23 protein-coding genes and 3 tRNA genes are annotated in these 25450 nt (G+C 52.4%); 2 read left to right on the forward strand and 24 right to left on the reverse strand.

Features of this window, described 5'->3' with window-relative positions:
* The 21 genes from KGZ93_03700 to KGZ93_03800 form a co-directional block, all read right to left on the reverse strand.
* Positions 1-743 (reverse strand): NADH-quinone oxidoreductase subunit N (locus tag KGZ93_03700; GenBank protein MBS3908717.1); only part of this gene is annotated, 743 nt, incomplete at its 3' end.
* A 1-nt stretch (position 744) separates the two neighbouring features.
* The gene (locus KGZ93_03705; GenBank protein MBS3908718.1) at positions 745-2211 is read right to left on the reverse strand and encodes an NADH-quinone oxidoreductase subunit M; all 1467 of its coding nucleotides are present in this window, start codon (positions 2209-2211) and stop codon (positions 745-747) included.
* 49 nt (positions 2212-2260) lie between these two features.
* Entirely contained in the window at positions 2261-4096 is a 1836-nt protein-coding gene (nuoL, locus tag KGZ93_03710) for an NADH-quinone oxidoreductase subunit L (GenBank protein MBS3908719.1), read from the reverse strand.
* Between the two features lie 15 nt (positions 4097-4111).
* Positions 4112-4417 carry an NADH-quinone oxidoreductase subunit NuoK gene (gene nuoK / locus KGZ93_03715; protein ID MBS3908720.1) on the reverse strand — a complete coding sequence of 102 codons (306 nt, stop codon included), beginning with the start codon at positions 4415-4417 and terminating at the stop codon, positions 4112-4114.
* A complete protein-coding gene (locus tag KGZ93_03720) occupies positions 4417-4923 on the reverse strand; it encodes an NADH-quinone oxidoreductase subunit J (GenBank protein MBS3908721.1) in 507 nt (168 codons plus the stop codon). The genes nuoK and KGZ93_03720 overlap by 1 nt, the downstream gene beginning before the upstream one ends.
* A gap of 4 nt (positions 4924-4927) precedes the next feature.
* A complete protein-coding gene (locus tag KGZ93_03725; GenBank protein ID MBS3908722.1) occupies positions 4928-6895 on the reverse strand; it encodes an FAD-dependent oxidoreductase in 1968 nt (655 codons plus the stop codon).
* Between the two features lie 97 nt (positions 6896-6992).
* Complete coding sequence (gene nuoH / locus KGZ93_03730) at positions 6993-8000, reverse strand: NADH-quinone oxidoreductase subunit NuoH (GenBank protein MBS3908723.1); 1008 nt, start codon at positions 7998-8000, stop codon at positions 6993-6995.
* A complete protein-coding gene (locus KGZ93_03735) occupies positions 8000-9715 on the reverse strand; it encodes an NADH-quinone oxidoreductase subunit D (protein MBS3908724.1) in 1716 nt (571 codons plus the stop codon). The genes nuoH and KGZ93_03735 overlap by 1 nt, the downstream gene beginning before the upstream one ends.
* Positions 9715-10194 carry an NADH-quinone oxidoreductase subunit B gene (locus KGZ93_03740; GenBank protein MBS3908725.1) on the reverse strand — a complete coding sequence of 160 codons (480 nt, stop codon included), beginning with the start codon at positions 10192-10194 and terminating at the stop codon, positions 9715-9717. The genes KGZ93_03735 and KGZ93_03740 overlap by 1 nt, the downstream gene beginning before the upstream one ends.
* A 41-nt stretch (positions 10195-10235) precedes the next feature.
* Positions 10236-10595, reverse strand: coding sequence for an NADH-quinone oxidoreductase subunit A (gene ndhC / locus KGZ93_03745; protein ID MBS3908726.1), 360 nt, complete (start codon positions 10593-10595; stop codon positions 10236-10238).
* A gap of 293 nt (positions 10596-10888) precedes the next feature.
* Positions 10889-11305: a nucleoside-diphosphate kinase gene (gene ndk / locus KGZ93_03750; protein ID MBS3908727.1), complete on the reverse strand. Its 417-nt coding sequence runs from the start codon at positions 11303-11305 to the stop codon at positions 10889-10891.
* 326 nt (positions 11306-11631) lie between these two features.
* A complete protein-coding gene (locus KGZ93_03755; GenBank protein MBS3908728.1) occupies positions 11632-12072 on the reverse strand; it encodes a zinc ribbon domain-containing protein in 441 nt (146 codons plus the stop codon).
* Between the two features lie 101 nt (positions 12073-12173).
* Entirely contained in the window at positions 12174-13463 is a 1290-nt protein-coding gene (locus tag KGZ93_03760) for a bifunctional folylpolyglutamate synthase/dihydrofolate synthase (protein ID MBS3908729.1), read from the reverse strand.
* A 9-nt stretch (positions 13464-13472) separates the two neighbouring features.
* The gene (locus KGZ93_03765; protein MBS3908730.1) at positions 13473-16109 is read right to left on the reverse strand and encodes a valine--tRNA ligase; all 2637 of its coding nucleotides are present in this window, start codon (positions 16107-16109) and stop codon (positions 13473-13475) included.
* 156 nt (positions 16110-16265) lie between these two features.
* Positions 16266-16871, reverse strand: coding sequence for a DUF3786 domain-containing protein (locus tag KGZ93_03770; GenBank protein ID MBS3908731.1), 606 nt, complete (start codon positions 16869-16871; stop codon positions 16266-16268).
* 101 nt (positions 16872-16972) lie between these two features.
* Positions 16973-18250: an ATP-dependent Clp protease ATP-binding subunit ClpX gene (gene clpX, locus KGZ93_03775; GenBank protein MBS3908732.1), complete on the reverse strand. Its 1278-nt coding sequence runs from the start codon at positions 18248-18250 to the stop codon at positions 16973-16975.
* 11 nt (positions 18251-18261) lie between these two features.
* Positions 18262-18867 (reverse strand): ATP-dependent Clp endopeptidase proteolytic subunit ClpP, encoded by a 606-nt coding sequence (gene clpP / locus KGZ93_03780; GenBank protein ID MBS3908733.1) that lies wholly within the window; start codon positions 18865-18867, stop codon positions 18262-18264.
* The gene (gene tig / locus KGZ93_03785) at positions 18867-20273 is read right to left on the reverse strand and encodes a trigger factor (GenBank protein ID MBS3908734.1); all 1407 of its coding nucleotides are present in this window, start codon (positions 20271-20273) and stop codon (positions 18867-18869) included. Before tig ends, clpP begins: the two co-directional genes overlap by 1 nt.
* Before the next feature lie 179 nt (positions 20274-20452).
* Positions 20453-20534: transfer RNA gene (locus KGZ93_03790), tRNA-Leu, on the reverse strand.
* A gap of 93 nt (positions 20535-20627) precedes the next feature.
* Positions 20628-20700: transfer RNA gene (locus KGZ93_03795), tRNA-Lys, on the reverse strand.
* 83 nt (positions 20701-20783) lie between these two features.
* Positions 20784-20857, reverse strand: a tRNA-His gene (locus tag KGZ93_03800).
* A gap of 369 nt (positions 20858-21226) precedes the next feature.
* Between KGZ93_03800 and sppA the strand changes: the two genes are divergently transcribed.
* Positions 21227-22174: a signal peptide peptidase SppA gene (sppA, locus tag KGZ93_03805; GenBank protein MBS3908735.1), complete on the forward strand. Its 948-nt coding sequence runs from the start codon at positions 21227-21229 to the stop codon at positions 22172-22174.
* 2 nt (positions 22175-22176) lie between these two features.
* Positions 22177-23001: a YIP1 family protein gene (locus tag KGZ93_03810; GenBank protein ID MBS3908736.1), complete on the forward strand. Its 825-nt coding sequence runs from the start codon at positions 22177-22179 to the stop codon at positions 22999-23001.
* 426 nt (positions 23002-23427) lie between these two features.
* Here the strand turns inward: KGZ93_03810 and KGZ93_03815 are convergent, their stop codons facing one another.
* The 3 genes from KGZ93_03815 to KGZ93_03825 are packed head-to-tail and all read right to left on the reverse strand — an operon-like array spanning position 23428 to position 25129.
* Positions 23428-23811 carry a hypothetical protein gene (locus tag KGZ93_03815; GenBank protein MBS3908737.1) on the reverse strand — a complete coding sequence of 128 codons (384 nt, stop codon included), beginning with the start codon at positions 23809-23811 and terminating at the stop codon, positions 23428-23430.
* Entirely contained in the window at positions 23811-24371 is a 561-nt protein-coding gene (locus KGZ93_03820; protein MBS3908738.1) for a hypothetical protein, read from the reverse strand. Before KGZ93_03820 ends, KGZ93_03815 begins: the two co-directional genes overlap by 1 nt.
* Positions 24371-25129 carry a TIGR04255 family protein gene (locus KGZ93_03825; GenBank protein ID MBS3908739.1) on the reverse strand — a complete coding sequence of 253 codons (759 nt, stop codon included), beginning with the start codon at positions 25127-25129 and terminating at the stop codon, positions 24371-24373. The genes KGZ93_03820 and KGZ93_03825 overlap by 1 nt, the downstream gene beginning before the upstream one ends.
* Positions 25130-25450 lie beyond the last annotated feature (321 nt).

Below are 25450 nucleotides of genomic sequence, written 5' to 3' on the forward strand. Positions count from 1 at the left end.
CCGCCGGCTTTCGGTCCGACCGCCAAGAACGACGCGACCGGCACGGGCGCCCCCTCGTAGACGTCCGGCGCCCAGAAATGGAACGGTACCGCTGCGACCTTAAAGCCGAGACCGACGACTATCATCACCATTCCGACGAGCAAGAGCGGTTGGATTGCCTGTCCGGCAAGCGCATCCGCTATCGCCGTAAAATTAGTCTGCCCGGTCAAGCCGTACACTAGCGACATGCCGTAGAGCAAGATAACCGACGCGACAAGACCGAGCAAGAAATATTTGAGCGCCGCTTCGGCGGAGCCGGCCGTCTTTTTGCTGCCGACCAGAATGTACGCCGGCAAAACCGTCAGCTCCAGCGCGATAAAGAGCATGATGAGGTCGGTCGCCGACGCCATAAACATAGTTCCCAGAACCGAGAAGAGCATCATGCTGTAGAACTCGCCTTCCCCGATCGTCGTACGCGAACGGAGCGTCGCCAGGACGACCAGAGCGGTTGTGACAAGTAATATCCCTTTAAGAACCGTAGCCGTAAGGCCGATTGAGAACATGCCCATGAACTCAGTGGCTTCGACCCCGTAGAGCGTGGTGAGGCTAAAAAGCGCGGCTGCTATGCCCAACAGGCTGAACCCACCAAGCATGCGTTTTCCGTTCGCCGATAGGTACATCTCTCCCAGCAACACGGCTATCGCGACGCCAAAGATTATTAGTTCCGGCATTATGTTATTCCACTCGATTTGCATCAAATTCATCCTAGCTACCTCTTATCATTTGTAATACTGTGCTCACCGCGGGATCGATATATTGGAGCAACGGCTTCGGATAGACGCCGAAAACGATGATCAGCGCCACCAGCGGCATCAGGCTCATAAACTCGCGCCCGTTCATATCTTTAAAATCTTCCATAGAAGTCGGCGGCAAGCCATAGAACGCATTCTGAACCGCCCGCAAGAGGTAGAACGCACCCAGAGCGAGCGTCAGCACACCGAGAATAGTGTAGACCTTGTACGCTTCGTAGGAGCCGAGCAGGACAAGAAACTCTCCGACGAAGCCGCTCAAACCCGGCAGACCCAGCGAAGCCAGCGACGCGAAGATAAACATCCCGCCGAGAATCGGTATCTTTAACGAGAGTCCGCCGAGCTTGGCGATGTCTCTCGTGTGGGTCCTCTCATAGATGTAGCCGACGACCAAGAAGAGCATGCCCGTTATCAACCCGTGGTTTACCATCTGCAGAACCGCGCCGTTAATAGAGACCTGCGTCAGCGCGGCCAAGCCGAGCATAACGTAACCCATGTGGCTGACGCTCGAATAAGCGACCAGCTTCTTGAGGTCGCTCTGCGATAAAGCGGCATACGCCCCATAGACGATACTGATCGCCGCGAGTACCGCTATATACGGCGCAAACTCTACAAACTCACCGGGCATTATCTGCATGAGGACCCTGACAAACCCATAGGTTCCCATCTTAAGAAGAATACCCGCAAGGAGTACGCTGCCCGCGGTCGGAGCTTGGACGTGAGCGTCGGGCAACCAGGTATGGAACGGCCACATCGGCACCTTCACGGCAAAACCCAGAAAGAACGTCGCGAAGATAAAGGTCGATAAGGAGTGCGTATATCCCGACTGCATCAATGCGACCATATCGAAGGTGTTCAGCCCGGAAGTGAAGTATAGCGCCAAGATACCGACGAGCATGAGAACGCTCCCGGCTAGCGTGTATAGGAAGAACTTGAGAGCCGCGTAATTGCGATTCTCGCCGCCCCAGATACCGATTATGAAGTACATCGGGATAAGGACGATCTCCCAGAAGACGTAGAACAAAATAAAGTCGAGTGCGACAAAGGTGCCGAGCATGCCCACTGCGAGTAGTAATAGCAAGCTAAAATACTCCCTGACCCGCTCCTTTATAGACCATGATGCCAAAACCGCTATCACCATCAGCACCAGCGTCAATAAGAACAGCGGCATACTCAACCCGTCCAAGCCAAGGTGGTAAGATATGCCGAGGCCCGGCACCCAGACTTGCTTCTCTACAAACTGCATCGCCGATTGGCCGGCCGTGAAATCCGTCAGAATCGGGATGCTTAAGACGAGTCCGGCCAGAGTTGTGATAAGCGCGATGCCGCGAATTAAATTCGCCTTTTCGCGCGGCACAAACTGCAAGAGCAGCGCTCCCAGCAGAGGCAAGAAAACGATTATTGACAGTATTGGATAGTCCATTCCTTCACGCCCTTAATAAAATTCGAATTAGTCCGTCTCTGTCGACCTATTAAAACAACTCCATTGCCCGGAACGACCAGATTATCAAAACGACGACACTTACCACCATGACCAGCGCATAGTTCTGCGCATAACCGGTCTGCACATACTTCAGGCCGCCGCCGATTCGCGCTGTGGCCTTAGCGACACCGTTGACGGCGCCGTCGATTACCTTCTGGTCGAAGGTTAAGACATACCTCGCGATCGCATGTGTCGGCCTCACGAGTGTAAACTCATAGATTTCGTCGATATAGTAGTTGTTTACCAGAAGCTTGTAGACGATATTGTTCTTGCTTAACACATTAGACGGGAGCAAGTTTGTCGAGTATTTCAACCATGCGCCGAATATTCCGAGCACGGCTACTCCGATGGAGAGCCCCATAACCATGTAGTTGGTATGATGCTCGAATCCGCCTCCCAAAATAAACGACTGGTATGCGTAGCCCGTAAACGGTGAACCGAGCAAGCCCGTGCTGAGCGCCAATACAGCCAGCAAGATCAACGGGACGGCCATCACAGCCGGCGACTCGTGGACGTGGTCCGCGTGGTGTCCTCTCGCTTTTCCAAAGAAGACCACGAATATCAGCCTGAAAGTGTAGAACGCCGTAAAGAGCGCCGTCAAAAGCCCAATCGCAAAGATGCCCATGTACCCGCCGTCGAACGCCCCCAACAAAATCTCGTCCTTGCTCCAAAAGCCGCTGAACGGCGGGATTCCCGCAAGCGCGAGCCCTCCGATGACAAACGTCAGCGAGGTTATCTTCATCTTACGGCTCAAACCGCCCATGTCGAAAATCTCCTGGCTGTGGACTGCGTGGATGACGCTGCCCGCGCCCAAAAAGAGGAGCGCTTTGAAGAAAGCATGGTTCATCAGGTGGAACGTTCCCGCCGCGAACGCGCCGACACCGAGACCCATCATCATATATCCAAGCTGGCTGACTGTCGAGTAAGCCAGTATCTTCTTAATATCGGTCGCCGTCAATGCGATTGTCGCGGCCATAAACGCCGTTATCGTCCCTATAATCGCGACGAACTCCATTGCGGCCGGGCCTTGCTCGAAGAGCGGATAAGCACGGGCGACCAGATAGACGCCGGCGGCGACCATGGTAGCCGCGTGAATGAGCGCGCTGACCGGTGTCGGACCCTCCATGGCGTCAGGCAACCAAACATGGAGTGGAAACTGCGCCGATTTTCCGATAGCTCCGAAGAAGAAGAGTATCGCTATGAGCGACGCGGTCTCCGGCGCGAATTTCATCGCGAAGACCTGGCTCATATCTAGCGTTCCGGCCGTTAAAAAGAGAATAATCAAGCCGATTGCAAAGCCGAGGTCGCCGACTCTCGTAACCATAAAGGCCTTCTTGGCGGCGTTGCTCGCGCTCCGTTTTTCGAACCAAAAACCGACCAGCAGATACGAAAAGAGACCTACGCCTTCCCAGGCCATGTACATCTGGACAAAGTTCGGAGAAAAGACGAGCAACAGCATCGACGCGGTAAACATCGACAGACACGCGTAAAACCAACCATACCGTTTGTCACCGTGCATGTATCCTACTGAAAATAGCTGTACAAGCAAGCTGACAAACGTTACAACGACCAGCATCATGCCGGCTAGCGGGTCCAACAACAGACCAAAGGTCAGCTCCAGGTCGCCGACGGTCAGCCAGGTAAACGTCAAATCGGCACGAGCGCCTCCCATAACATCCAGGAGCGCTTTTACCGACAGCCCAAACGCGGTACCGACAGCCAAGATGCTTAAATACGCAGACTTATCCCCAAGCCTCTTGCCGAAGACTACGAGCAATATAAAACTGAGTACGGGCAACAATACAATTAACGATAGGTAATCCATGATCCCCTTCCCCGGTTACCACCTAAAGATGTTGAACTGGTCAAGATTTACCGATTGCATATTTCGATAAATCATCAAAATCAAAGCCAAACCGACTGCGACTTCAGCCGCGCCGACGGCCATTACAAAAAGCGCGAAAATCTGCCCCGAGGCCTGCTCAGGCGCGATATACCTCGAAAACGCCACGAAATTGAGGTTTGCCGAGTTCAGCATTATTTCTACAGAGAGAAGCACCGCCACCGCGTTTCTTCGCAAAAGAACACCGGCCATACCGATAGCGAAGAGTACTCCGCTGAGTATCAAATAGTAAGAGAGCGGTATCATTTCCCTCCCTCCTCTCGCGCTATAATAACAGCGCCGATCAATGCCGCCAGCAGCAGAACCGATATGACCTCGAACGGAAGGATGTAATCTGTCATAAACATCCTTCCTATAAACGAAATCGTATCTTCCACCGGCGCTAACGCCGAAATCCTGAAAACAGTATCTTTAATGACGAATACGAGCAGCCCGACTAGACCAACGAGCGAGACAATCGTCACCCAGCGCTGCTCCATCGCCGAGGTCAGCCGCACATTCGTTAACTGCGCGGTGAGCATGATACCGAAGAGCAGTACCACGACCACACCGCCGACATAGACGAAGACCTGCATGATGCCGATGAAGTCGGCGTTGAGCAGGAAAAAATATCCGGCGATCGATAGCAGGTACAGGCCTAAAAACATCGCGGCATGGAAGAGGTTTCTTCCCGTTACCACCAACACACCGCTGCCAACGGCTAAAACGGCTAGCGCGAAAAATATTACATGCGAGACAATATCGTTCATATCACTACTCCCTGGACCGGCTCATATCCGTAGTCTCATATCGAAGGACATGCTCTTTATCGTAAAAGAGCCGTTCCTTAACATATTCCGCGTTTTCGAAGTCCTTACTCATCTCAAGCGCATCGGTCGGGCAAATCTCCGCGCAGAACCCGCAATACATACACTTCGTCAGGTCAAGGTCGTAGCTGACGACTCTTCGCTCGGTCTCCGTTGGGGCGGTTCGATTTACATCTATGCAATACATCGGGCACGTTCTCGCGCACATGGTGCATCCGCTACAAATCCCGGTATTACAGACAAGGCACCGATTCGCCTCGCGCACTGCTTCCTCTTCCTTGAATCCAAGCTCTACCTCGTTAAAACCTTGTAGTCTCTCTTCGAGCGAGAGCATATCCATGTGGATCCGGCGATGCTCGGGTTCGGCCCAACCTAAGAAGCCTTGCGGATAGGTCGACCCTGTCGGCATAATCCGCGGCGTTCTGCCCTCTGCCAAATCGACTCCTTTGAAATACCTGTCGAGCGACTCGACAGCTTCGTGGCCGCTTGCTATCGCTTCAATCGCGGCCCCCGCCCCCGTGACAACCTCGCCGGCGACAAAAACTTTTTTGTTCGAGGTCTGAAGCGACAACTTGTCATAGACGATAACGCCCCGTTCAGTTAGCTCAATATCGCTTCCCGCCAGAAAGTCAAGTTCTGTCATTTGTCCGATTGCCGTCACGACAGTATCTACCTCAAGGACGAACTCGCTGCCCGGAATCGGCTCGGGACGCCGCCGGCCGGAAGCATCCGCCTCACCCAGGCCCATGCGTATGCATTCGAGGCCTGCTACTTTTCCATTTTCCACCACGACCCGCGTCGGGTTTGTGAGAAGTTCGAAAATGACGCCCTCCTCCTCCGACTCGTGAATCTCCTCAAACCGCGCCGGCATCTCGGTCTTACCGCGCCGATATACCAGATAGACCTCTTCCGCCCCTAATCTAATAGATGTTCTCGCGCCGTCCATAGCGACGTTTCCACCCCCGACCACCGCTACCTTCTTGCCGATAGTGGGATTCTGCTCCAGGTTCATCGCGCGGAGCAGATCGAGGCAACCCCAAACACCTTCGGCATCCTCGCCTTCGATGCCGAGGTCCCATGACCCGGGAAGCCCGGTAGCAATCAAAACGGCGTCATATGAAGCGATGAGGTCGCTAAAGGTGATGTCTTTTCCTACCTCAACGTTCTTCTTCAGTTCGACACCGAGTGAACAGATCGACTCGACATCCCACTTAAGAACGTCCTTCGGCAACCTGTATTTAGGTATTCCCGTAAGAAGTGTGCCGCCGCCCTCTGGGTTCTTATCGTATATGGTCACGCTGTGACCTAGCTTAGCCAGCCCCTGAGCTGCTGTCAGCCCGGCCGGCCCGCCGCCTATAATCGCTATCTTCTTATCCGAGGTCTTCGGGATCGGAGCCGGGTGCGGCAACCCTCTACAAGCATCCGCCGCGAACCGTTTGAGGTCACGTATCGATATCGCCTCATCAAAGTAGTTTCTGCGACACCCTTCTTCGCACGGCCGCGTACAGACCCGCCCTATCGACGCGGGCATCGAGCATCTCTCTCGAATAAGGTCGAGCGCCTCTTTATGCCTGCCCTTCCCTATCAGCTCTACATAGCCGCGCGCATCGACATGCGCGGGACACGAGAAGACACATGGCGGTAGCAGATCCTCGTCTTGCCTCTGCTCGATGGTCCTGTTGAACTCACCGATAATGTTGGGAAATTTCTCGACCGTTGTCGTCTCGACCATAACATCGTTCAACTTCGGCGTGCCGCGATACCGCTCGGCTAATTGCGGTTTCTCGTACGGATATAGCATTGTCGGCATAGGATGCCGCTTCAGCCTCTTGTCGATGATCTTTTGCACGGTGATCCTGTGCCCAGTGAATATGCTCATCCATGCTTCTATGAAGTCTGTTACACGTCCGGCCATCCAAATCAACCTTTTCGCTACGAACTCTCGGCTCGACGCAGCCGACTCTCAGCGGTTTACGTAATCGCTAATCGCCGACGGCCATGAGCAGATCGTGTTAAATTGACATTACAATTCCGGTTATCAAGATATTGAGCAATGCGAGCGGCAAGAGCACTTTCCAGCCCAAGTCCATTACCTGGTCGATACGGAAACGCGGTAAGGTCCAGCGCACCCACATTATTACAAAGATTATGCCGAAGAACTTGATAGCGAACCATATCGGAGCCAGGAACTCGGGGCCGGGTCCATGCCAACCACCGAGGAACAAGACTACGGTAAGCGCCGCCGCAGCGATAAGCGCTATATACTCCCCGAAAAGGAAGAACGCATATCGCATGCCGCTATATTCAGTGCTGTATCCGTGAACCAGCTCCGATTCGGTCTCCGGCAGATCGAACGGCACCCTGTTTATCTCCGCGAGGGTCGAGACGAAAAAGACCATAAATCCGATGGGCTGCAAGAAGATATACCACAAGCCCTGCGCGTCGACTATCGACGAAAGCTTAGTCGAGCCGACTATCATGACGATCCCGATGACCGATAGCGCTCGCGGCACTTCGTAACTGACCATCTGAGCCGCCGCTCGAAGACCGCCCATCATCGCGTATTTATTATACGAGCCGAAGCCGGCCATTATTAATCCCGCTACGGCGATGGAGGGTATAGCCAAAACATATAACAGCCCCACATTCAAGTCCTGAACGACCAGGCGCGGCCCTATCGGTATCGCCATAAGCCCGACGAAAGCCGATATGAATACCAGTGCCGGCGCGAGCCGGAAGAGCCAGCGGTCGGCATTCTTTGGAAAAACATCTTCCTTAGACAGCAATTTTATCATGTCGGCAATGAGCTGAAGCGTCCCGCGCGGCCCTACATGCGTGGGCCCTAAGCGCAGCTGGATGTCCGCGCTCACCTTGCGCTCCATGTAAACAAGGACGATTACGCCGAGTCCGCAAAGTGAGAAGACCGCCAAGGATAGCAGGAGCGCGATTGACGCGTCTAGCGCCCAAATCGGTATCCCGTTTCTAGTTGCGAATTCGAAAAGTTCCACGCTCGTCAGCATTAGCGATCCACCTCTCCAAAGACCGTATCAAGCGTTCCAAATATCAACACCGCGTCGCTGAAATAACAGCCCGTAGCCATCGCCGGCAAAGCCTGCAGGTTTCCGAAGCTCGGTCCCTGAATCTTGACACGGTACGGTTTCGGGCTCCCGTCGCTAACGATAAAGAAGCCTAAATCCCCCCTGCTCGATTCAATATGGGCATACGCTTCACCCGGTGCCGGAGTAATGTAGCGCGGCAAATCCGGAGTGACGATTAGCCCATCCGGTATCTGCGCTACCGCCTGCTCGATGATTTTGAGGCTCTGCCGTATCTCTTGAGACCTTGCGATTACCCGGTCCAAGTTATCACCGTTGCATAGAACTACCTCATCGAAGTCGATGCGGGGATAGACCGAATACGGGTCCGCCTTGCGTACGTCATAATTGACGCCCGAAGCCCTTAGCGATGGACCGGTAAGACCCCAGCTCAACGCCTGCTCAGCAGAGAACGGCGCAACGCCTTTCATCCTCTTTTTGAATATATAGTTTCCGAGAAGGAGCTTGTCATAGTCGACCATGCTCTTTTCGAGCCGCTCGCAAAATGCGAGCACGTCATCGAACCATCCTTCCGGGGCGTCGATTCTGACACCGCCGATTCTCATATAGTTATAGGTAAACCTTGCGCCACAGAGCTGCTCGAAGAGGAGTAATATCCGCTCGCGCTCATCGAAATAGTAAAAATATGGTGTCAACGCGCCCGTCTCTATCGCCGCCGTAGATAAAAACACCAGGTGCGAAGCGATACGGTTGAGTTCGCCGACGATTATCCGCAAATACTCGGCTCGCTCCGGCACCGCGATCTCCGCCAGTTTCTCGACCGACATGGTATAGCCCCAATTGTTGAGCATGGCTGAGAGGTAGTCCATCCTATCGGTAAACGGGATAAACTGCGTATAAGTTCGGTGCTCGGCGATCTTTTCGAAACACCTATGCAAGTAACCGATGTGCGAATCTATCCGCGTGATTATCTCGCCGTCTACCTCGAACACGCCGCGAAAGACGCCATGCGCACTGGGATGTTGCGGTCCGAAATTAATCGTGAGGACATCGGTTTTGATGTCTTTTATAGCCCGCTCAAGCTCACTCGCGGCGGCGACGCCTGTCTCGTTTTCCGCTGCGACGGCTTGTTCGACCCGAGCCGACGGCTTCCCTGCGGCGGCGTCATCACCGGCCCGGCTATCGATTACTGAAAGCGGAGGCCGAGCGTACTTGTCACCGTCGCTGACGAGCATATGGTCATCGCTATAATCTTTGCGCAGCGGATAACCGACCCAATCCTCCGGCATAAAAATCCTGCGCAGGTCGGGATGTCCCTTAAACTCCACCCCGAACAAATCGTATGCCTCTCGTTCGTGCCAATTCGCTGCCGGCCACAAGGGCGCCATCGAATCGACAGCGGGGTCGCTCTTGGGCACGTCCGTTTTTACGATAATCGCCATTCGGTTCTTTCTCTTCGTCGAATATATCCTGTAGACCAGTTTGATATGGTCCGGATAGTCCACTCCGGTAACAAAGAGAAAGAGGTCGAAGCCGGCCTCCTTGAGGCCTGTCGCCGTTTTGAGTAAATCCTCCCTCTCGACAGTAATCGTATACCCGAGACCTTCTTCTTGTACTATCATCCCTTTTCCCGGAATACCATCGATATTTGTTTCGTTCGCGTTAATGTCGTCACTCATTACTCGATCATTCCTCTGGCTATGATCTTTTCCTTAAGTTGCTCTATCCCGAACATGACGGCTTCAGGCCGCGGCGGGCATCCGGGGACATAAACATCGACCGGAATAATCTTATCGACCCCTCTGACCACGGTATAGCTATCATAGTAGAACGGCCCGCCGTTTATCGCGCAGCCCCCTATGGCCATGACATACCTTGGTTCGGGCATCTGCTCATATAAATGCTCTGTTATGTCCGCCATCTTATGTGTGAGAGTCCCCGCCACAAGCATTAGGTCGGACAGCCTGGGGGTGTTTCGCAGCAACCCGCCATGCCTATCCATATCGAAACGCGCCGTATTCAAGCACATCAACGATTCGATGGCGCAACAAGCAAGGCCAAACGCCATCCACCAAATCGAATTCTTGCGCGACCAATTCAGTAGGTCGCCGGCCTTGCCGAGGATTAAGCCGGTACCCGGCGCTTGCTCCTGTAATATGCCTGCCCTACAAGCCGGTTGCCGTATTATTTGCCCGTTCGTTAACTCCACTTTAATACTCCTTTACGCCATGCATAGAGCAGGCCGATTAATAGAATCACAACAAAAATCAACATCTCGATTAAAGCGACCACACCCAGGCTACTAAAGACAACCGCCCACGAGAAGAGAAATATCATTTCGACGTCGAAGATAATAAGAAGAAGTCCGAAGATATAATAGCGCATTTTGATTTGTATGCGGGGGTCGCTCACAACGTCGATATTGCCACATTCGTAGACCGACAACTTCGCGTCGCTGTGCCTTTTCGTCTGAAGCAGTTTTTGTATCCCGAGCATCAGGACGACTACCATTAAGCCGACCGCGACAAAAACAGAAAAATAGATGATTTCGCTGACCATTAAAATTAACTCTCCCCAGTTAATTGCGGAATATCGAACGCTCTAAACTCAAGACTCAGGCGCTCCTTGTAATATCGGCAAAGGTCTCAAATTACCAAGGTTCGGATTCAATCTTCGGGCTCTCCCGATAGCCCTCGTATTGTTTTTGGTTCTCTTATGCTTTAAGGATAAGAGCCGTTCCTTGTATCCGTCCCTTGCATCGATATTGCTCTGTGACTCCAGCGTCTCCATATCACTTCTTCTCGCTCACGCACGGGGTAACCCCTGTGCGCAACCTGTCCGCGGGTACTCCCTTAGCCGACCAGCTCGTCGTCGTTGAAGAATATGGCTATCTCTCTATTGGCCGACTCGGTCGAATCAGCTCCATGAACGATGTTCTCGGAGACTTCCTCGGCGAAATCGCCCCTGATGGTTCCCTTGTCCGCGTCCTTTGGATTGGTCGCGCCCATTATATCACGAACCCGACTGACCGCATTATCGCCTTCGATTACCATAGGAGCAACCGGCCCCGCGGTAATAAAATCCACCAATTCCATGTAGAAAGGCTTCCCCCGGTGTACAGAGTAGAGTTCCTCTGCTTCATCCTTGGAAAGCCTCGTAAGTTTTAGCGCCACCAGCTTAAGGCCGGCATCTTGGTACCTCTTGACTATCTCGCCGACTAGAGCCTTCTTGACTCCGTCCGGTTTGATCATCGTAAACGTTCTCTCCATCAAATCCTCCGCTAACAACTTTTGCTTGTGATTTTGATAACAAAGTGTGCGCCACAGCTAATTTAACAGTACCGCGTAAAACTTTCAAGCTAAAATGCGCGTTTTTTGGCATTAATTTTGATAAATTGCGGTTCTAAGGTGCCATTATTGTTACATACCCCCTTAATTTGTTACAAACCGCTCAATATGGAATATACCGATTGATTGATCTATGGTTTAGCGATATGTATCTAGGCAGTCAGATTGCACGGGCGGACAATGAATCGGGCGGGCTCGACGGTTTCAAAAAAACATTCGCTACCACAGCGATATCGATCGAGCCGCGGCTAAAGAATCTGTTGGCAATATGGGCAGATGCTCCAACCGGTATCGAGCGCCCTGTCGCACGACGGGCACGACTTCTTCAATCTGCGCCTGCAGGCCGGGCAGATTAGAAAATCTTTATCGACCGGCTTGAAACACGCCGGGCAGGCCAAGTCGCCACTCGCGAGCAGCGCCTCTTTCGCCCTGACTTCCAGCTCCCGCTCGCGGACATCCTCCACGTATTCCGGGGGCCTGACAATCATGTAAATCAGCCATCCCGCTACCGGAAAGAGCATAGCGACTATCATCCAATAGAACGCCATCGCCCCGCGCCGCTTAGCGTCGGAATATGTCCATTTCGCGATACTGATATAGAGAACCAAGCCGAACAAATAGACGAGGTTTACGATAAGCCTGAAGAGAGGCGAATCGAAAAAGTCGACGACCGATTGAAAAAACTCCACTACTACCCCTGCTTTATTGAGTGCTGGATATATTTTTACAGAATTCCGCGATAACGACCAGACTAGTAGAGATCATGCTTCCGCCGTGACTTGGATAGCGTTTAGCGCTTATCGACCAAAATCTCGCGGGCGTCGGCGACCGTGTATAGAGAACCGGTAATACATACCAGGTCGCCCGCGTCGGCCATCGAGATAGCGTTATCAATCGCTTTCTCTAGGTCTGCTTCAATACTATAGCTATTTGTCGCCCTCATGGCAATATCGTTGAGCCGGCTAACGCTTGCCGAGCGATAGCTTGTGTTCTGGGTCAGAATTAGCATCGAGGCGTTCGCGCCGAGGGTCTGAAGCATCTGCTCGATATCCTTGTCATTCGAGACGGCCAGCACGACCAGCAATCTATCGTAATCGAACGCCTTGGGAAGCCCGGCTACGAGCATCGCCATACCATCGGGATTGTGCGCCCCGTCGAGGACGACCGCCGGGTTTGAAGAAACGAGTTCGAAACGCCCCGGGCATGTTACCGCTGCAAGGCTGCGACGGAGGGTGTCGTCTTCGATTCTGTGGCCGGTAAAGGTCTCGACAATCGCGACGGCCGTTGTGAAGTTGATTACCTGATAGTCACCGAAGACCGGCAACCGGAGGTCGTCGTAAGTCCCGAAAATCCCCTCGATAGAAAAGCTCGACCCTTCGTTCTTTAGAATCGAGATACCGTGAGGCGAAAAATCTCTCCCGCGCAGTATCATAGGGACATCCTGCGCTTCACAGCGCTCTTTGATTTTTTCGAACGCTCCCGGCGGGGTCTCCCCTATGACGGCTATGCTTCCCCTCTTTATGATGTGCGCTTTGTCCCACGCTATCTCCTCGAAGGTCTCTCCCAGCCTGTCGGTGTGGTCGAGCGCGATACTCGTTATCGCCGCCACTTTCGGTTGCACCATACTCGTCGCGTCCCAGCGTCCGCCGAGACCTACTTCGAAGACCGCTACCTCGACACCGCTCACCGCAAAGTGGTAAAAGGCCATCGCGGTGAGAATTTCGAACTCGGTAAGCTCTCCGTATTCGGCCCGGACCTTCTCAACCGCCGGCATTATGTCGTTTAGCGCCCGCGCGAAATCCTCTTCGGTGATGAATTCGCCGTCGACGGTGATGCGTTCGCGGTAAGTATGGAGGTGCGGTGATGTGTAACACCCCGTGCGCAAGCCCGATGTCGTAAGCAAGGTACGCGCCATCCAGGTCGTCGACGTCTTGCCGTTGGTGCCCGTAATCTGAATCGTCGGGTATTTGAGCTGCGGATTATCGAGCCGCTCGCAAATCGCCCCGATCTTCTCCAAGCCCGGGTTGATGCCGAACTTGAGCGCGCCCTCTATGTAGCTGATAGCTTCAGCGAAGTTCATCGCGCTCTCCTACAAACTCTCCAATTGTTTCGTAAGCTTATGAATCTTCTCGTCGAACTCGTTGAGCTTGGCTTTTTCCTTCTCGACGACCTCGGGCGCGGCTTTCTCCATGAACTGCGGGTTCGAGAGCTTCTTGCGCGACTTCTCGGCATCGGCCTGCGTCTTGGCAAGCTCTTTGCCGAGGCGCTTTTTTTCCTCTTCGATATCGACGAGCCCGGCAAGCGGTATGAATATCTCGATTCCCTGCTCGACATCGACCGCTGCGTGCTCCGGCTTGGCGATATCGGGGGCGATTATCAACTCCTCGACCCAGGCCAATTCTTTAATATAAGACGCGTCTTTTTCTAGTATCGCTTGCTTGTCGGCATCGGCGGTTTTGAGCATCGCCGTCACCGGCTTGGTCAACGCGATACCGAGGACCGACTTGATGGCGCGAATCGAAGATGTCACGCTCTGAACAACATCCATCTGGCTCTCGGCTCCCATGTCGATGCGCGATGCATCCGATCTCGGCCACGGCGCGATGACGATGCTCTCGCCGGCGCCGGGAAACTTCCGCCAAATCTCTTCCGTGATAAAAGGCATAAACGGGTGGAGCAGCCTGAGCGTCACATCCACAATCTCAACGAGCAGGTTCTGCGCGACGAGACGCCGGCGCGGGTCATCCTTCTGGTAGAGCCTCGGCTTCGCCAGCTCTATGTACCAGTCGGCATAATCACTCCAGAAAAAGTCATAGATAAGCCGGCTGGCTTCCGCGACATTGTAGACGCGCAAGGCGTCTTCGACCCGGCTTACCACATTGTTCATCCGCGAGAATATCCAGCGGTCGGCGAGGGTAAACTCCTCTTCCTTAACGACGATTCTCTCGAAACCCTCCAGGTTCATTAGGACGAACCGCGACGCGTTCCAAAGTTTGTTCGCGAAGTTCCGGTTGCCCTCGATACGCTCGCGCGAAAGAAAGATATCCCGGCCCGGCGTCGCCATGCTCGACAGCGTAAAGCGAAGCGCGTCGGTACCGAACTCGTCGATGACGTCGAGCGGGTCGATGACGTTCCCGCGCGACTTGCTCATTTTGCGTCCTTGCTCGTCGCGGACGAGCGCGTGGATATAGACGTCGTCAAAGGGTATGTCGCGCATAAAATGAAGCCCCATCATCATCATCCTGGCGACCCAGAAAAAAATGATGTCGTGGCTGGTGACCAGAAGACTGGTCGGATAGAAATACTTAAGCTCCTCGGTCTCCCGGGGCCACCCCAGGGTCGCGAACGGCCAGAGCGCCGAGCTGAACCAGGTATCGAGGACATCGGTATCCTGGACGAGATTAGCGCCGCCGCACTTCGTACACGCCGCCGGGGTCTCCTCGGCGACGACTATCTCGTCGCAATCGCCGCAGTACCAGGCCGGTATCTGATGGCCCCACCAAATCTGGCGCGAGATACACCAGTCGCGGATATTGTACATCCAGTCGAAGTAGATCTTCTCCCACTGCGCCGGGACAAATTTGACCCGTCCCTCTTTTACCGCCGCAATAGCGGGCTCGGCGAGCGGCTTCATCTTCATAAACCACTGCGTCGAGAGGTACGGCTCGATTGTGGTATCGCACCGGTAGCAGTGGCCGACCGAGTGCGTCATCGGCTCGACTTTGACTAAAAGGCCGGCTTTTTCTATATCCTCGAGGATGGCTTCGCGGCACTCCTCGCGGCTCATACCCTCGTATTTGCCCGCTTCCTCGTTGATCATGCCGTCGGGCGTAAATACGCTAATCCGCTCTATGCCATGGCGATTACCTATCTCGAAATCGTGCGGGTCGTGCGCGGGTGTCACCTTTAACGCACCTGTCCCGACCTCGGGATTGACATGATCGTCCGCAATGACCGGAATCTCGCGGCCGACTACGGGGACAACGACCGTTAGGCCGACAAAGTCTTGGTAGCGGGCGTCTTCCGGGTGTACGGCGACCGCGGTGTCGCCGAGAATGGTCTCGGGCCTCGTCGTCGCGACGGTTATGAAATCGGGCGTTCCCTTGAGCATATATTTGACGTAGTAGAAATTGCCCTCTTCCTCGGCGTGCTCTACCTCGATATCGGAGAGCGCGGTCAAATCGCGGGGACACCAGTTGATGATGTAGTTGTCTCTATAGATGAGTCCCTCGCTATAGAGCTGGACAAAGTCGCGGCGGACCGCTTTCGAGTAGCCCTCGTCCATAGTGAAGCGCTCGCGCGACCAATCGCAAGAGGCGCCGAGACGTTTGAGTTGGTTGATAATGCGGCCGCCGTACCGGTCCCTCCACTCCCAGGTGCGCCTGATGAAATCGTCGCGGCCGACGTCGTGGCGGGTCAGCCCTTCTTGCGCGAGCTGTCGCTCGACCACGTTCTGGGTGGCGATACCGGCATGGTCGGTACCGGGGAGCCAGAGCGTCGAGTCCCCTTCCATCCGGTGCTTGCGGATCGCGATATCCTGCAGGGTATTGTTGAGAGCATGGCCCATATGGAGCGAGCCGGTAACGTTCGGCGGCGGGATTACGATTGAGTAAGGCTTCTTACCGAGATCGACCTGGGCGCGAAAATAGCCCCGCTCGACCCAAATATCATACCACTTGGCTTCGACTTCATGAGGATTATAAACTTTAGGCAGGGTTTCCTCCAACTTACGTCTCCCTTTTCATAGAAATAGAGGTCAGGACTCGGACTGAGCCATTTTAACATAATACCACAGGGCATGGGAGTGCGTAAGCGGGTAAATGGGGTGACCGCAAATGTCGCGGCGCTTGTAAAAAATGCCTCCCGTGATTAATGCGCTTACCTATGAAACGCGGCCGGAAATTCTTCTGGTCAGCGTCTCGCCTATCGCCGCGAGGCTCTCCGTCGTGAGGTAGTGTTGCGCTTTCGAAGAGAACAAAAGCTTGGCGCCCGCGCCTATCTCGTCGTCGCCGGCGCATAATAAAACGAGGCAATCGACCCGCGGAAAGACCTGAAAGACAACGGCAAAATCGGCATTTGAGAAGCCGACCGCGTCGTACCCGTCGAATTTACCGGTCAGCCCGTCTTTGCGCTCGATGATATGGGAGGCGTTCTTCTCCAAAACCATCTCGACATTGGCCCTGAACGCCCCATCATACGGCATCGCCCCCGGTAAATCCCTGAAGTCTATCCAATCATCACCGGCGTCGAGACTTCCAAATGAGAGCAAATAATCTATTATAAGAATTATATCTTTGGTGTCGTCGACGTAACCGCCGAGCGGTTTGCAATCGGTTTTGGTAACACAATAATCCTGTCCCAGAAATCGCACCTTAAGCGATTCGGTCTCCAAGTCGAACTCCGCGCCCGTCCGGTCGCCGACGATCGCGTAATTGAATTTAGCGAGCCGCTCTATGAGTTTACTTAGCACCAATTCATAATTGTCCATAGTTATATATACCGACAAAGGCGTTTGACTATGCGGGAGTATCACCCTATAAATAAAGGCAGCTTGCGGTAAGCTGCCTTTATTATAAGCGCTACACTTCTTTAAGCTGAGACTTCGGTTTCATCTTCCGGAAAGCCCACGTCTTCCATGCCCTCGGTAAGAATGGTCGGCTCGATATTCTGTTCGATTACCTCTTTGGTTATGACGCACTTCTTAATATTGGTGCGCGACGGTAACTCGTACATCACATCGAGGAGTACGTGCTCGAGTATCGCCCTTAAGCCCCGGGCGCCCGTCCCTCGCACGATAGCCTTCTGTGCTATAGCCCCGAGCGAACCCTCGGTAAATACCAGCTCGACTCCGTCGTACTCGAAGAACTTCTTATACTGTTTGATAAGGGCGTTCTTCGGCTCGACGAGTATCTTGATAAGGTCTTCCTCGCTAAGCTGGCTGACTGTTGCGATTACCGGCAACCTTCCGATAAACTCCGGTATCATGCCAAACCTTAACAGGTCTTCCGGCAGTACCTCGCCGACGACCGAAATCGCGCCTTTCTCGTCTTCGCGTCTAAGCTCGGCGCCGAAGCCCAAGCCCTTCTTGCCTATGCGGTTCTGGATTATCTTGTCGAGACCCGCGAAAGCGCCGCCGACGATAAACAGAATATTTGTCGTATCGATTTGGATGAACTCCTGGTGCGGGTGCTTGCGTCCACCCTGCGGCGGTACGCTGGCTTCGGTTCCTTCAAGAATCTTGAGGAGCGCCTGCTGTACTCCCTCGCCTGAAACATCCCTGGTTATCGACGGGTTTTCACTCTTGCGAGCGACTTTATCGATTTCGTCGATATAGATAATGCCCGTCTCAGCCCTTTTTACGTCGTAATCGGCGGCCTGGATGAGCTTGAGCAAGATGTTCTCCACATCTTCGCCGACATACCCGGCCTCCGTTAGCGCCGTCGCATCCGCGATGGCGAACGGTACATTAAGCGTTCTGGCCAATGTCTGAGCCAAAAGGGTCTTTCCTGAACCGGTCGGCCCAAGAAGTAGAATATTGCTCTTTTGAAGCTCGACATCGTCGTCGCCTTGCGGGCCGACCTGAATGCGTTTGTAGTGGTTATAAACGGCTACCGCTAGAATTCTCTTTGCTACCTCTTGGCCTATGACGTAGTCGTTGAGAGCGCCATAAATCTCCGTTGGTTTCGGGAGATCCTCCAGCTTGAATTCGACCTCTTCCGTCAGTTCTTCTTCGATTATTTCGTTGCACAGGTCTATGCATTCATCACAGATATACACACCGGGACCCGCGATGAGTTTCTTGACCTGGCGCTGGCTTTTTCCGCAAAACGAGCATTTTAACTGCTCGTTCTCGCTGAATTTGGCCATTGCTACCTCCCTTACTTCTTGCGTTGCGTTACGACTTCGTCAACAATGCCGTAATCTTTCGCTTCCGCTGCGGTCATGATATAGTCCCTGTCCGTGTCGCTGTGCACCCTCTCCACTGTTTGCCCGGTGTGAGAAGCGAGTATCTCGTCGAGGACCGTTCGCGTCCGCAAAATCTCTCTTGCCTGAATCTCGATATCGACCGCTTGACCGGTCGCGCCACCGTGCGGCTGATGAATCAATATCCTGGCGTTCGTAAGAGCATACCTTTTATTGGGCGCCCCCGCCGCCAAGAGAAGCGCCGCGGCGCTAGCTGCCTGACCTATACAGATAGTTGATACGTCCGGCTTTATATATTGCATTGTATCATACATCGCCAGGGCGGCGGTAACAACCCCGCCCGGGCTATTGATGTAAATACTGATATCCTTCTCGGGGTCGTCCGACTCCAAATGAAGGAGCTGGGCGATTACCAAGTTGGCGACATTGTCATCGACGGGAGTACCTAAAAAGATAATTCTCTCCGTCAACAATCTTGAGTAGATATCGTAAGCCCTTTCACCTCTGGCCGTCTGTTCGACAACCATGGGTATTAACTGGTTCGTGATGATCTCGCTCATTAATCCGTCCCCTTCTCTTCCTCGGTCGCTTCCGAAACCTTCGTCGAAGTCTCTGCCTTCGTATTCCTCTCCGTCGCCTTCTTATCCTCTTTTTCTTCAACTTCCGGTTCTTCGCCGGTCTTTATCTTCGCTTGTCCGACCAGCCAATCGATGGTCTTGGCGAGCTTTATTCTAGTGGCGAGTGCTCCCATATTGCCTTGCATCGTGAATATCTGTTTTACCTCTTCAAAATCGCGCCCGGTCGCTGTCGCGACTTTCTTCATTTCATTATCGACCTCTTCGACGCCGGCATCGATCTTCTCTTGCGTGGCGATAGCTTCCAAAACAAGACGGCTTTTTACCCTATGATGCGCTCGCTCGTTCCATTCCGCTCGCAGCTCCTCGATGCTTGAGTTGACCATTTTCAGATACTGGTTGAGTTCGACGCCCTGCCTTTTTACCTCTTCTCCGAAATCCTCGACCATGACGTCGAGTTCTTGCTCGACCATGACGTCGTGGAGTTCGACTTCGGCGGCCTCCGTCACTTTGTCAACCGCGCTTCCTCTTACTTCGGCATCGACGTTCTTCGCCTTTACCTCACTAATCTTCTTTTCGATATCGGATTTCAATTCGTCGAGCGTATCGAAACCGACCTGTTTTGCGAAGTCATCATCGAGGTCTTGGAGCTTCTTTTCCTTTATCTCTTTCAGGAGAATTTTGAAGACCGCTTCTTTCCCCGCGAGCTGTTCGCTACCGTAGTCGTTAGGAAAGGTCACGGTCACATCTTTGGCTTCGCCTTTTTTCACACCGACAATCCGCTCTTCGAAGCCGGGTATGAAGGTTCCCGAGCCTATCTCCAATAGATAGTCCTCGGCCGAGCCGCCGTCAAAGGGCTCGCCATCGATAAAGCCCTCAAAATTTATGAGCGCGTAGTCTCCGTTTTGCACGGCCCTGTCTTCAATCGGCTCCAGGTTCGCGAAGTTATTCCTAAGAGCGTCGAGTTGCTCATCGACCTCTTCTTTGCCGGCCTCTATCGCCGGCTTGATAACCTCAATGCCTTTATAGTCTCCGAGCGCTACCTCGGGCTTGATTTTTACCTTAGCCGTAAACTTCAACGGCACGTCATCTCCGACTTGGACGATATCCACATCGGGTTGGTCTACCGGATCCAAGCCTGTCTCCCGGAGCGCCTCTACATAGTACTTGGGCAAAGCCGACTGGAGCGCTTCTTCCCGCACCGACTCCCTGCCTACCCTGCTGTCGATGATGGTCTTAGGTATCTTGCCCTTTCTGAAGCCCGCAATCACTACCTGGTTCGATATCTTTTTATATGCCTCATCGATCGCCCGCCCAAACGTATCCACCGATACTTCCACTGTCAGAAGTACCGTGTTCTTCTCTTCCAACTTCTCGATTTCAGTCTTCAAGATTAGCCTCCCATTTAGACGTAACGTCTATCATTATACTACTATCACTCTTTATGCCCGAATGAAACGAAAGAACACGAATAATAGCTGTTGGCTGTCGGCCCGAGCTTGCGCTAGATAAACTCCGACCAATGCTAAAACCCATGCCCTTATGCGATACCGCCGTCGCCGGCTATCTGTGCGAGAGGGGGGACTCGAACCCCCACAGGTTGCCCCACTAGATCCTAAGTCTAGCGCGTCTGCCAATTCCGCCACCCTCGCATTCCCGGTGCCGGTCTCCGAACGACCTAAACCGGCTCTTCGAAGCGGAAACATGTTTCGTCGAGAATACCGCCGATGAAGGCGGTATTTACGTGGGCACTACAGGAATCGAACCTGTAACCTCCGGATTAAGAGTCCGCTGCTCTGCCAATTGAGCTAAGTGCCCGTCTATTCCCTCTATCCCTAGAGAGCCCGCGAGAGAATCGACTCTCTAGAAAAAATAGCCCCTAGGGGGCGACTTTTTTCCTGGGTGACCGATGGGACTTGAACCCACAGCCTTCGGAGCCACAGTCCGACGCTCTAACCAATTGAGCTACGATCACCATGTTTTGCCGCACTAAACGACGGCAACCATCTTATTTTAAAACTATTTTGTTGATTATTCAAGGTTTACCGCTTTTCATTGCCGTGTATCGGCCCTTGTGGAGACCGGCAGACGCTGACAGCGCAGACCTATGCCCGCCAAGACCTATATCGCGCGGGGATATCGAGCATTTGACGTCAAAGCGATGACATCGAATGCGACGATAAGCTGAGTGATTGTCGTAAAACGTCTCGAGCCTAAGAGGATTTTGCGCGCGCCACAACGAACTACGTACGATAGCTATCTTAAGCTTTGGGTACAGTCAATTCATAGAGAAGTCGAGTCAAACATCTGCCACTTCGCAAGAGAGCATACGAGGAGGATTTTCGTGAAAAAGAGTACCATCGTAATATCGGGCATCGTCGCCGTCGTTGCCGTCTCGCTCGTCGCCATCATCGCAATAGCCGTCAGTGGCATTGACAAGGTTCGCGGCGGAGACGGCGACGTCATCGCGTTTATCAGCTTGAGCGGGACCATAGCCGAGGGCCAGGATGCGTCGCTCCTTTCGGCGGGGGGCGGTATCACACCGAAGTTCGTAAGAGACCGCTTAGAGGCGGCCAACGATAATCCTGCCGTAGGCGCCATCATATTTAAGATAGACAGCGGCGGCGGCGCGGTCGGCGCCTCGCAAGAGATTGCCGAGATGGTCGATGAGAGCGAGAAACCGGTGGTCGTATTTGCGGGCGACACGGTCGCCTCGGGCGCGTACTATATTTCTTCGCAAGCCGACAAGATAGTCGCCAAACGAGGAAGCTTGGTCGGGAGCATCGGCGTCATCTCGCAGATACCCGATTTATCCGGTCTCCTGGACAAACTCGGCATCAAACTGCAGACGATAAAGTCGGGCAAGCACAAAGACATGTTCCAGAGAACACTCACGCCCGAGGAAGAAGTAAAGTACCAAGCGCTCTCCGACGAGGTATATAACCAGTTCGTCGACGATGTGGCGAAGGGACGTAAGCTCAAGCGAGAAAAGGTAGAAGAGCTGGCTACCGGTGAACTCTTCCCCGCCACGACGGCGAAGAAGCTCGGCCTAGTCGATGTTTTAGGCGGATACGACACCGCCATCGACACGGCGGCAAAACTCGCCAAAATCGAAGACCCCATCGTCGAAGAGTATAGAGCGCCCGGCTTATTCGAGGAGGTCTTCGCAGCCCCGGGCTTATACATTCGCGACCTTATCAAGCTAAAAGTGTTGGGAAGCGACTTGATGATGCTGGAGCACCTGCGCGCGAATTACGGAACACCACAATATAAGCACAATGGAGGACTGTAGCCTTGGATAAGGACAACGACCACGGTAAAAACGATGGAGAGCAACGCTTGGAGAGCGGCGAAGGCGACACGATGAGAGCCGAGGGGCGGTTCATCGAGCCTCAAGAACCTCGAGCTGAGCCGGGCCAAAGCGAAGAACAAGCCGGCACCGGAGACCATGCGACCCCTGAGCGGCTCGACCATCCCATAATTGAAGAGCCGCATGAGAAACCCGAAAAGCGCACGACGACCGAGCTGCTCTACGGCGTAATCGCCAACCCGGTCGAGACTCTGCGCTACGTCGCCAAACACAAGCTCGTCGCCGCCGGCATACTTATATATGTCGCGGTAGCCTGGATCGGGGCGTTCGCTTCAATACCGGGTTCACTTAACTCGTTTGAACAAATACCGGAGATAAGCGGTCTGCCCATGTTCAGCCCGCGTTCCATCATAGTCTTTACCATCGTCGGAACCCCGTTTTTCAGCTTGTTGTGGTTGGTCGTCTATGCCGGAATACTCCATCTCATCGCATCATTGCTCAAAGGAAAAGGTGAATTTCCGGGACTCGTCAGCGCGGTCGGTTTCGCAAGCTTCCCGATGATCATCTCGACTCCGTTTAGCCTGCTCGACTATGTAATGGGCATCGGCATATCGCTCTACGGACTCATCTCGCTGCCCTTTACCATCTGGACCATAGTGTTGACGATAATAGGCGTCCGCGAGAATTACAATTTCTCGACGGCCCGAGCGGTCTGGACTTTTTTCATCCCGCTCATCGCGCTGTTCTTATTGGCAATACTCCTGGTAATCGGCATCATCGCGCTGTTTGTCGGCGCTCTGAGCAGGTAATAGTCACGGACACACCTTGCGACAGATAAGACTGCGACCCTGGGCGCGGTCTTTTTTATGCTCGCGATTAGGGTTCTTATACTGCACGCCCGATAGGATTCGAACCTATGACCCTCGGATTAGAAGTTCTAATCTTTGCATTATCCCTGGTAAACCATTCTTTTCTCTGAATATCCGTTGTTAGTCATTTGCATTTAAGCAGGTAAATAGCCGTAGTTATTACTTAGTGTCCGTGCTTATCCATGCTTGTTTGTCAGTGCTGTTAGCAAAATGTTAGCAAAAATGGACACTTGTGATCTAGACAGGCTTTAATTGCCGACACAGGAATTCTTACCCTTACGCTTATCGTATGTGTATTTTGCCTTCTATGTTAGAAGTTGCTCAATGGCGAAACTATGCCTTGAGCGGCTCTGCTTATATTCAACCTTATAAGCTGCTTAACTTTGAAAACAGCTTTTGAGTCTGGCTTATCGATTTTTGGGTCGTATTAAGCAAGTTGCCTTTAAAGCTGTTATCGTAGTCAGCTTTATTCCGTTCTTCTCTTAATCGATCTAAATTTGCTCCTATGGATTTTCTAGCTTTATCTGTATCGTTTAAGAAGTGCTGCTTAACAAAATCATGTTTGTTTACTTTGTAAGACGGAAAGGATTTCATGTCTTTATGCTGCATGTGGTTGCGAGACTTACAGTAAGCTGCATAGTATGCCCGACTGATCGCTGATCGCAATTTTGCTTCCATATTTCCGGAGCTTGATGATTTCTTAGGGAGTTCCTGGGCTAAAGCTAGGTATTCTGACCAATTAAAAGCCATTATACCTCCACATCAATGATTAGTTTTCCTCGCGTATTATCTATTGTATCTAGCCACCAATCCTCATCAAATTGCTCAAGTCGCTCCACAGCTTCTTCAGGTGCAAGGGTTGTTGCAATGTATAGCGCCAGCCTGCTACCTTCAGGTGATTCTGGGTCTCTTATAACATCAAGATAACGGTGTGCCTCCGGAAAGTAGCTCAAAACCTTTCTGTAAGCATCAATTAGCAACGTAGAAAGAAACGGTTGTTTCTCTATTAAGCCCATAACCTCAGTGCCGCCCCTAAGGTCATACATTTTTTCGAGCAATAACTTCTCTTGCTGAGAGATACGAGCTGTTGTTGTTCCTATATCCTTCCATTCCATGACTTTCTTAAGCCCCTGCACAGCAGATGCAGAGACAGGCATGCTCTCCTCTAAGCATATGATGACTCCAGACGCTGGCTGTTCTTCTGGTGCTAGCCAATCTAAAGCCTTTTTGAGTATTGAAGTGACTGAAGTATGCCGCAAATTTGGCTGAATTTTGCCTGTATATGCTAAGACAGTCGATGCGGTTGACATTACGCCTCTCCTCTAAACCTTTGCTTAAGCTCTTCGCTTATGCTTGCCTTAAAAATATCTTCAATACGATCATGTGCATTATTAACCCAATCATTAACAGCCTCGAAGCCAACTTCTCTTGGCTTTATAAGAAAATAATCAAGATCGAGCAATATCGCGCTACTTTTAGTAGATGTTTCAGGTGTAGCATTCACTAATTCAAGCTTTAAGACGTCTCTCGCATCTTCATACGGTATTTGCACACCGGTTATAAAAGGCCCATACCCTTGAGGCATTTTTTCCTGCACCTTATCTCCAATAAACGGGCGAAACTCAAAATACTGTTCAAGATTAACTTGTTCGGATTCGAACTCAATGCGATTAATATACCTGAGGCCTATTCGGTGGATTTGCTTTGGATTTACTATATTTCGGTAAGCCGTGAGACCTTTCTCAATTAATGGCAGGAAATCCTCCCAAGATTTATACGGAGCAAGCTTATGAACAGAGAGAGCTTGCGGGCCAACCTGAATTAAAGATTTCTCATCTTCGGACAGAAACTGTATTCTATCGATTTGTTGAACCTGCTGTCTCACCTCTTCTGGGGCAATCGTAAAACCCAAAGCAAAGCCCTTTGCTTGTTGACGTTTTGAAAAATCATCTTTGACTTCCCCGTATATAAGACCCGGCATTACAGAGTCCCAGGGAGAATCAGGTTCAAACTGAAACTCACATACGGCCTCTACAATTGGTGAGTGCATATATTTTTCATCACTCACTAAGCCTACCTCCCATTCTAACTACTTGATACGGGGTCTATGTATTAGCTTCCTTGATATTCTTGAGTTGTTACATTAACGCTGTTCTGATTTGCCTGCTGTGTTTAGAGTGGGGCAATTTAGTGTCCAAGCAGCCCGTATCGTGCCGCAATAAAAATATACCCATATCGAGCCGAAAAAAGCAACATTCGCTTATATTAAATGATCGGCCTGCAGATAATATGCCTTAAATGCTTAGGTTTGTTTGCCACTTATACACCGAACTTCGACAGTCAGTAGACAAACGCGGCCCCAAACAGGGCGTTATCCAGCAAGGATAGA

The sequence above is a fragment of the Actinomycetota bacterium genome (assembly GCA_018333515.1).
Taxonomy (GTDB): Bacteria; Actinomycetota; Aquicultoria; order Aquicultorales; family Aquicultoraceae; genus Aquicultor.

Excerpts from the sequence above, each read along its gene's own strand:
- clpX (MBS3908732.1), bottom strand. The coding sequence starts at position 18,250 with ATGGCCAAATTCAGCGAGAACGAGCAGTTAAAATGCTCGTTTTGCGGA.
- KGZ93_03760 (MBS3908729.1), bottom strand. The coding sequence starts at position 13,463 with ATGAACTTCGCTGAAGCTATCAGCTACATAGAGGGCGCGCTCAAGTTC.
- ndk (MBS3908727.1), bottom strand. The coding sequence starts at position 11,305 with ATGGAGAGAACGTTTACGATGATCAAACCGGACGGAGTCAAGAAGGCT.
- ndhC (MBS3908726.1), bottom strand. The coding sequence starts at position 10,595 with ATGGTCAGCGAAATCATCTATTTTTCTGTTTTTGTCGCGGTCGGCTTA.
- nuoH (MBS3908723.1), bottom strand. The coding sequence starts at position 8,000 with ATGCTGACGAGCGTGGAACTTTTCGAATTCGCAACTAGAAACGGGATA.
- KGZ93_03705 (MBS3908718.1), bottom strand. The coding sequence starts at position 2,211 with ATGGACTATCCAATACTGTCAATAATCGTTTTCTTGCCTCTGCTGGGA.
- nuoL (MBS3908719.1), bottom strand. The coding sequence starts at position 4,096 with ATGGATTACCTATCGTTAATTGTATTGTTGCCCGTACTCAGTTTTATA.
- KGZ93_03720 (MBS3908721.1), bottom strand. The coding sequence starts at position 4,923 with ATGAACGATATTGTCTCGCATGTAATATTTTTCGCGCTAGCCGTTTTA.
- clpP (MBS3908733.1), bottom strand. The coding sequence starts at position 18,867 with ATGAGCGAGATCATCACGAACCAGTTAATACCCATGGTTGTCGAACAG.
- KGZ93_03725 (MBS3908722.1), bottom strand. The coding sequence starts at position 6,895 with ATGGCCGGACGTGTAACAGACTTCATAGAAGCATGGATGAGCATATTC.
- KGZ93_03820 (MBS3908738.1), bottom strand. The coding sequence starts at position 24,371 with ATGTCAACCGCATCGACTGTCTTAGCATATACAGGCAAAATTCAGCCA.
- KGZ93_03735 (MBS3908724.1), bottom strand. The coding sequence starts at position 9,715 with ATGAGTGACGACATTAACGCGAACGAAACAAATATCGATGGTATTCCG.
- KGZ93_03770 (MBS3908731.1), bottom strand. The coding sequence starts at position 16,871 with ATGGACAATTATGAATTGGTGCTAAGTAAACTCATAGAGCGGCTCGCT.
- KGZ93_03815 (MBS3908737.1), bottom strand. The coding sequence starts at position 23,811 with ATGGCTTTTAATTGGTCAGAATACCTAGCTTTAGCCCAGGAACTCCCT.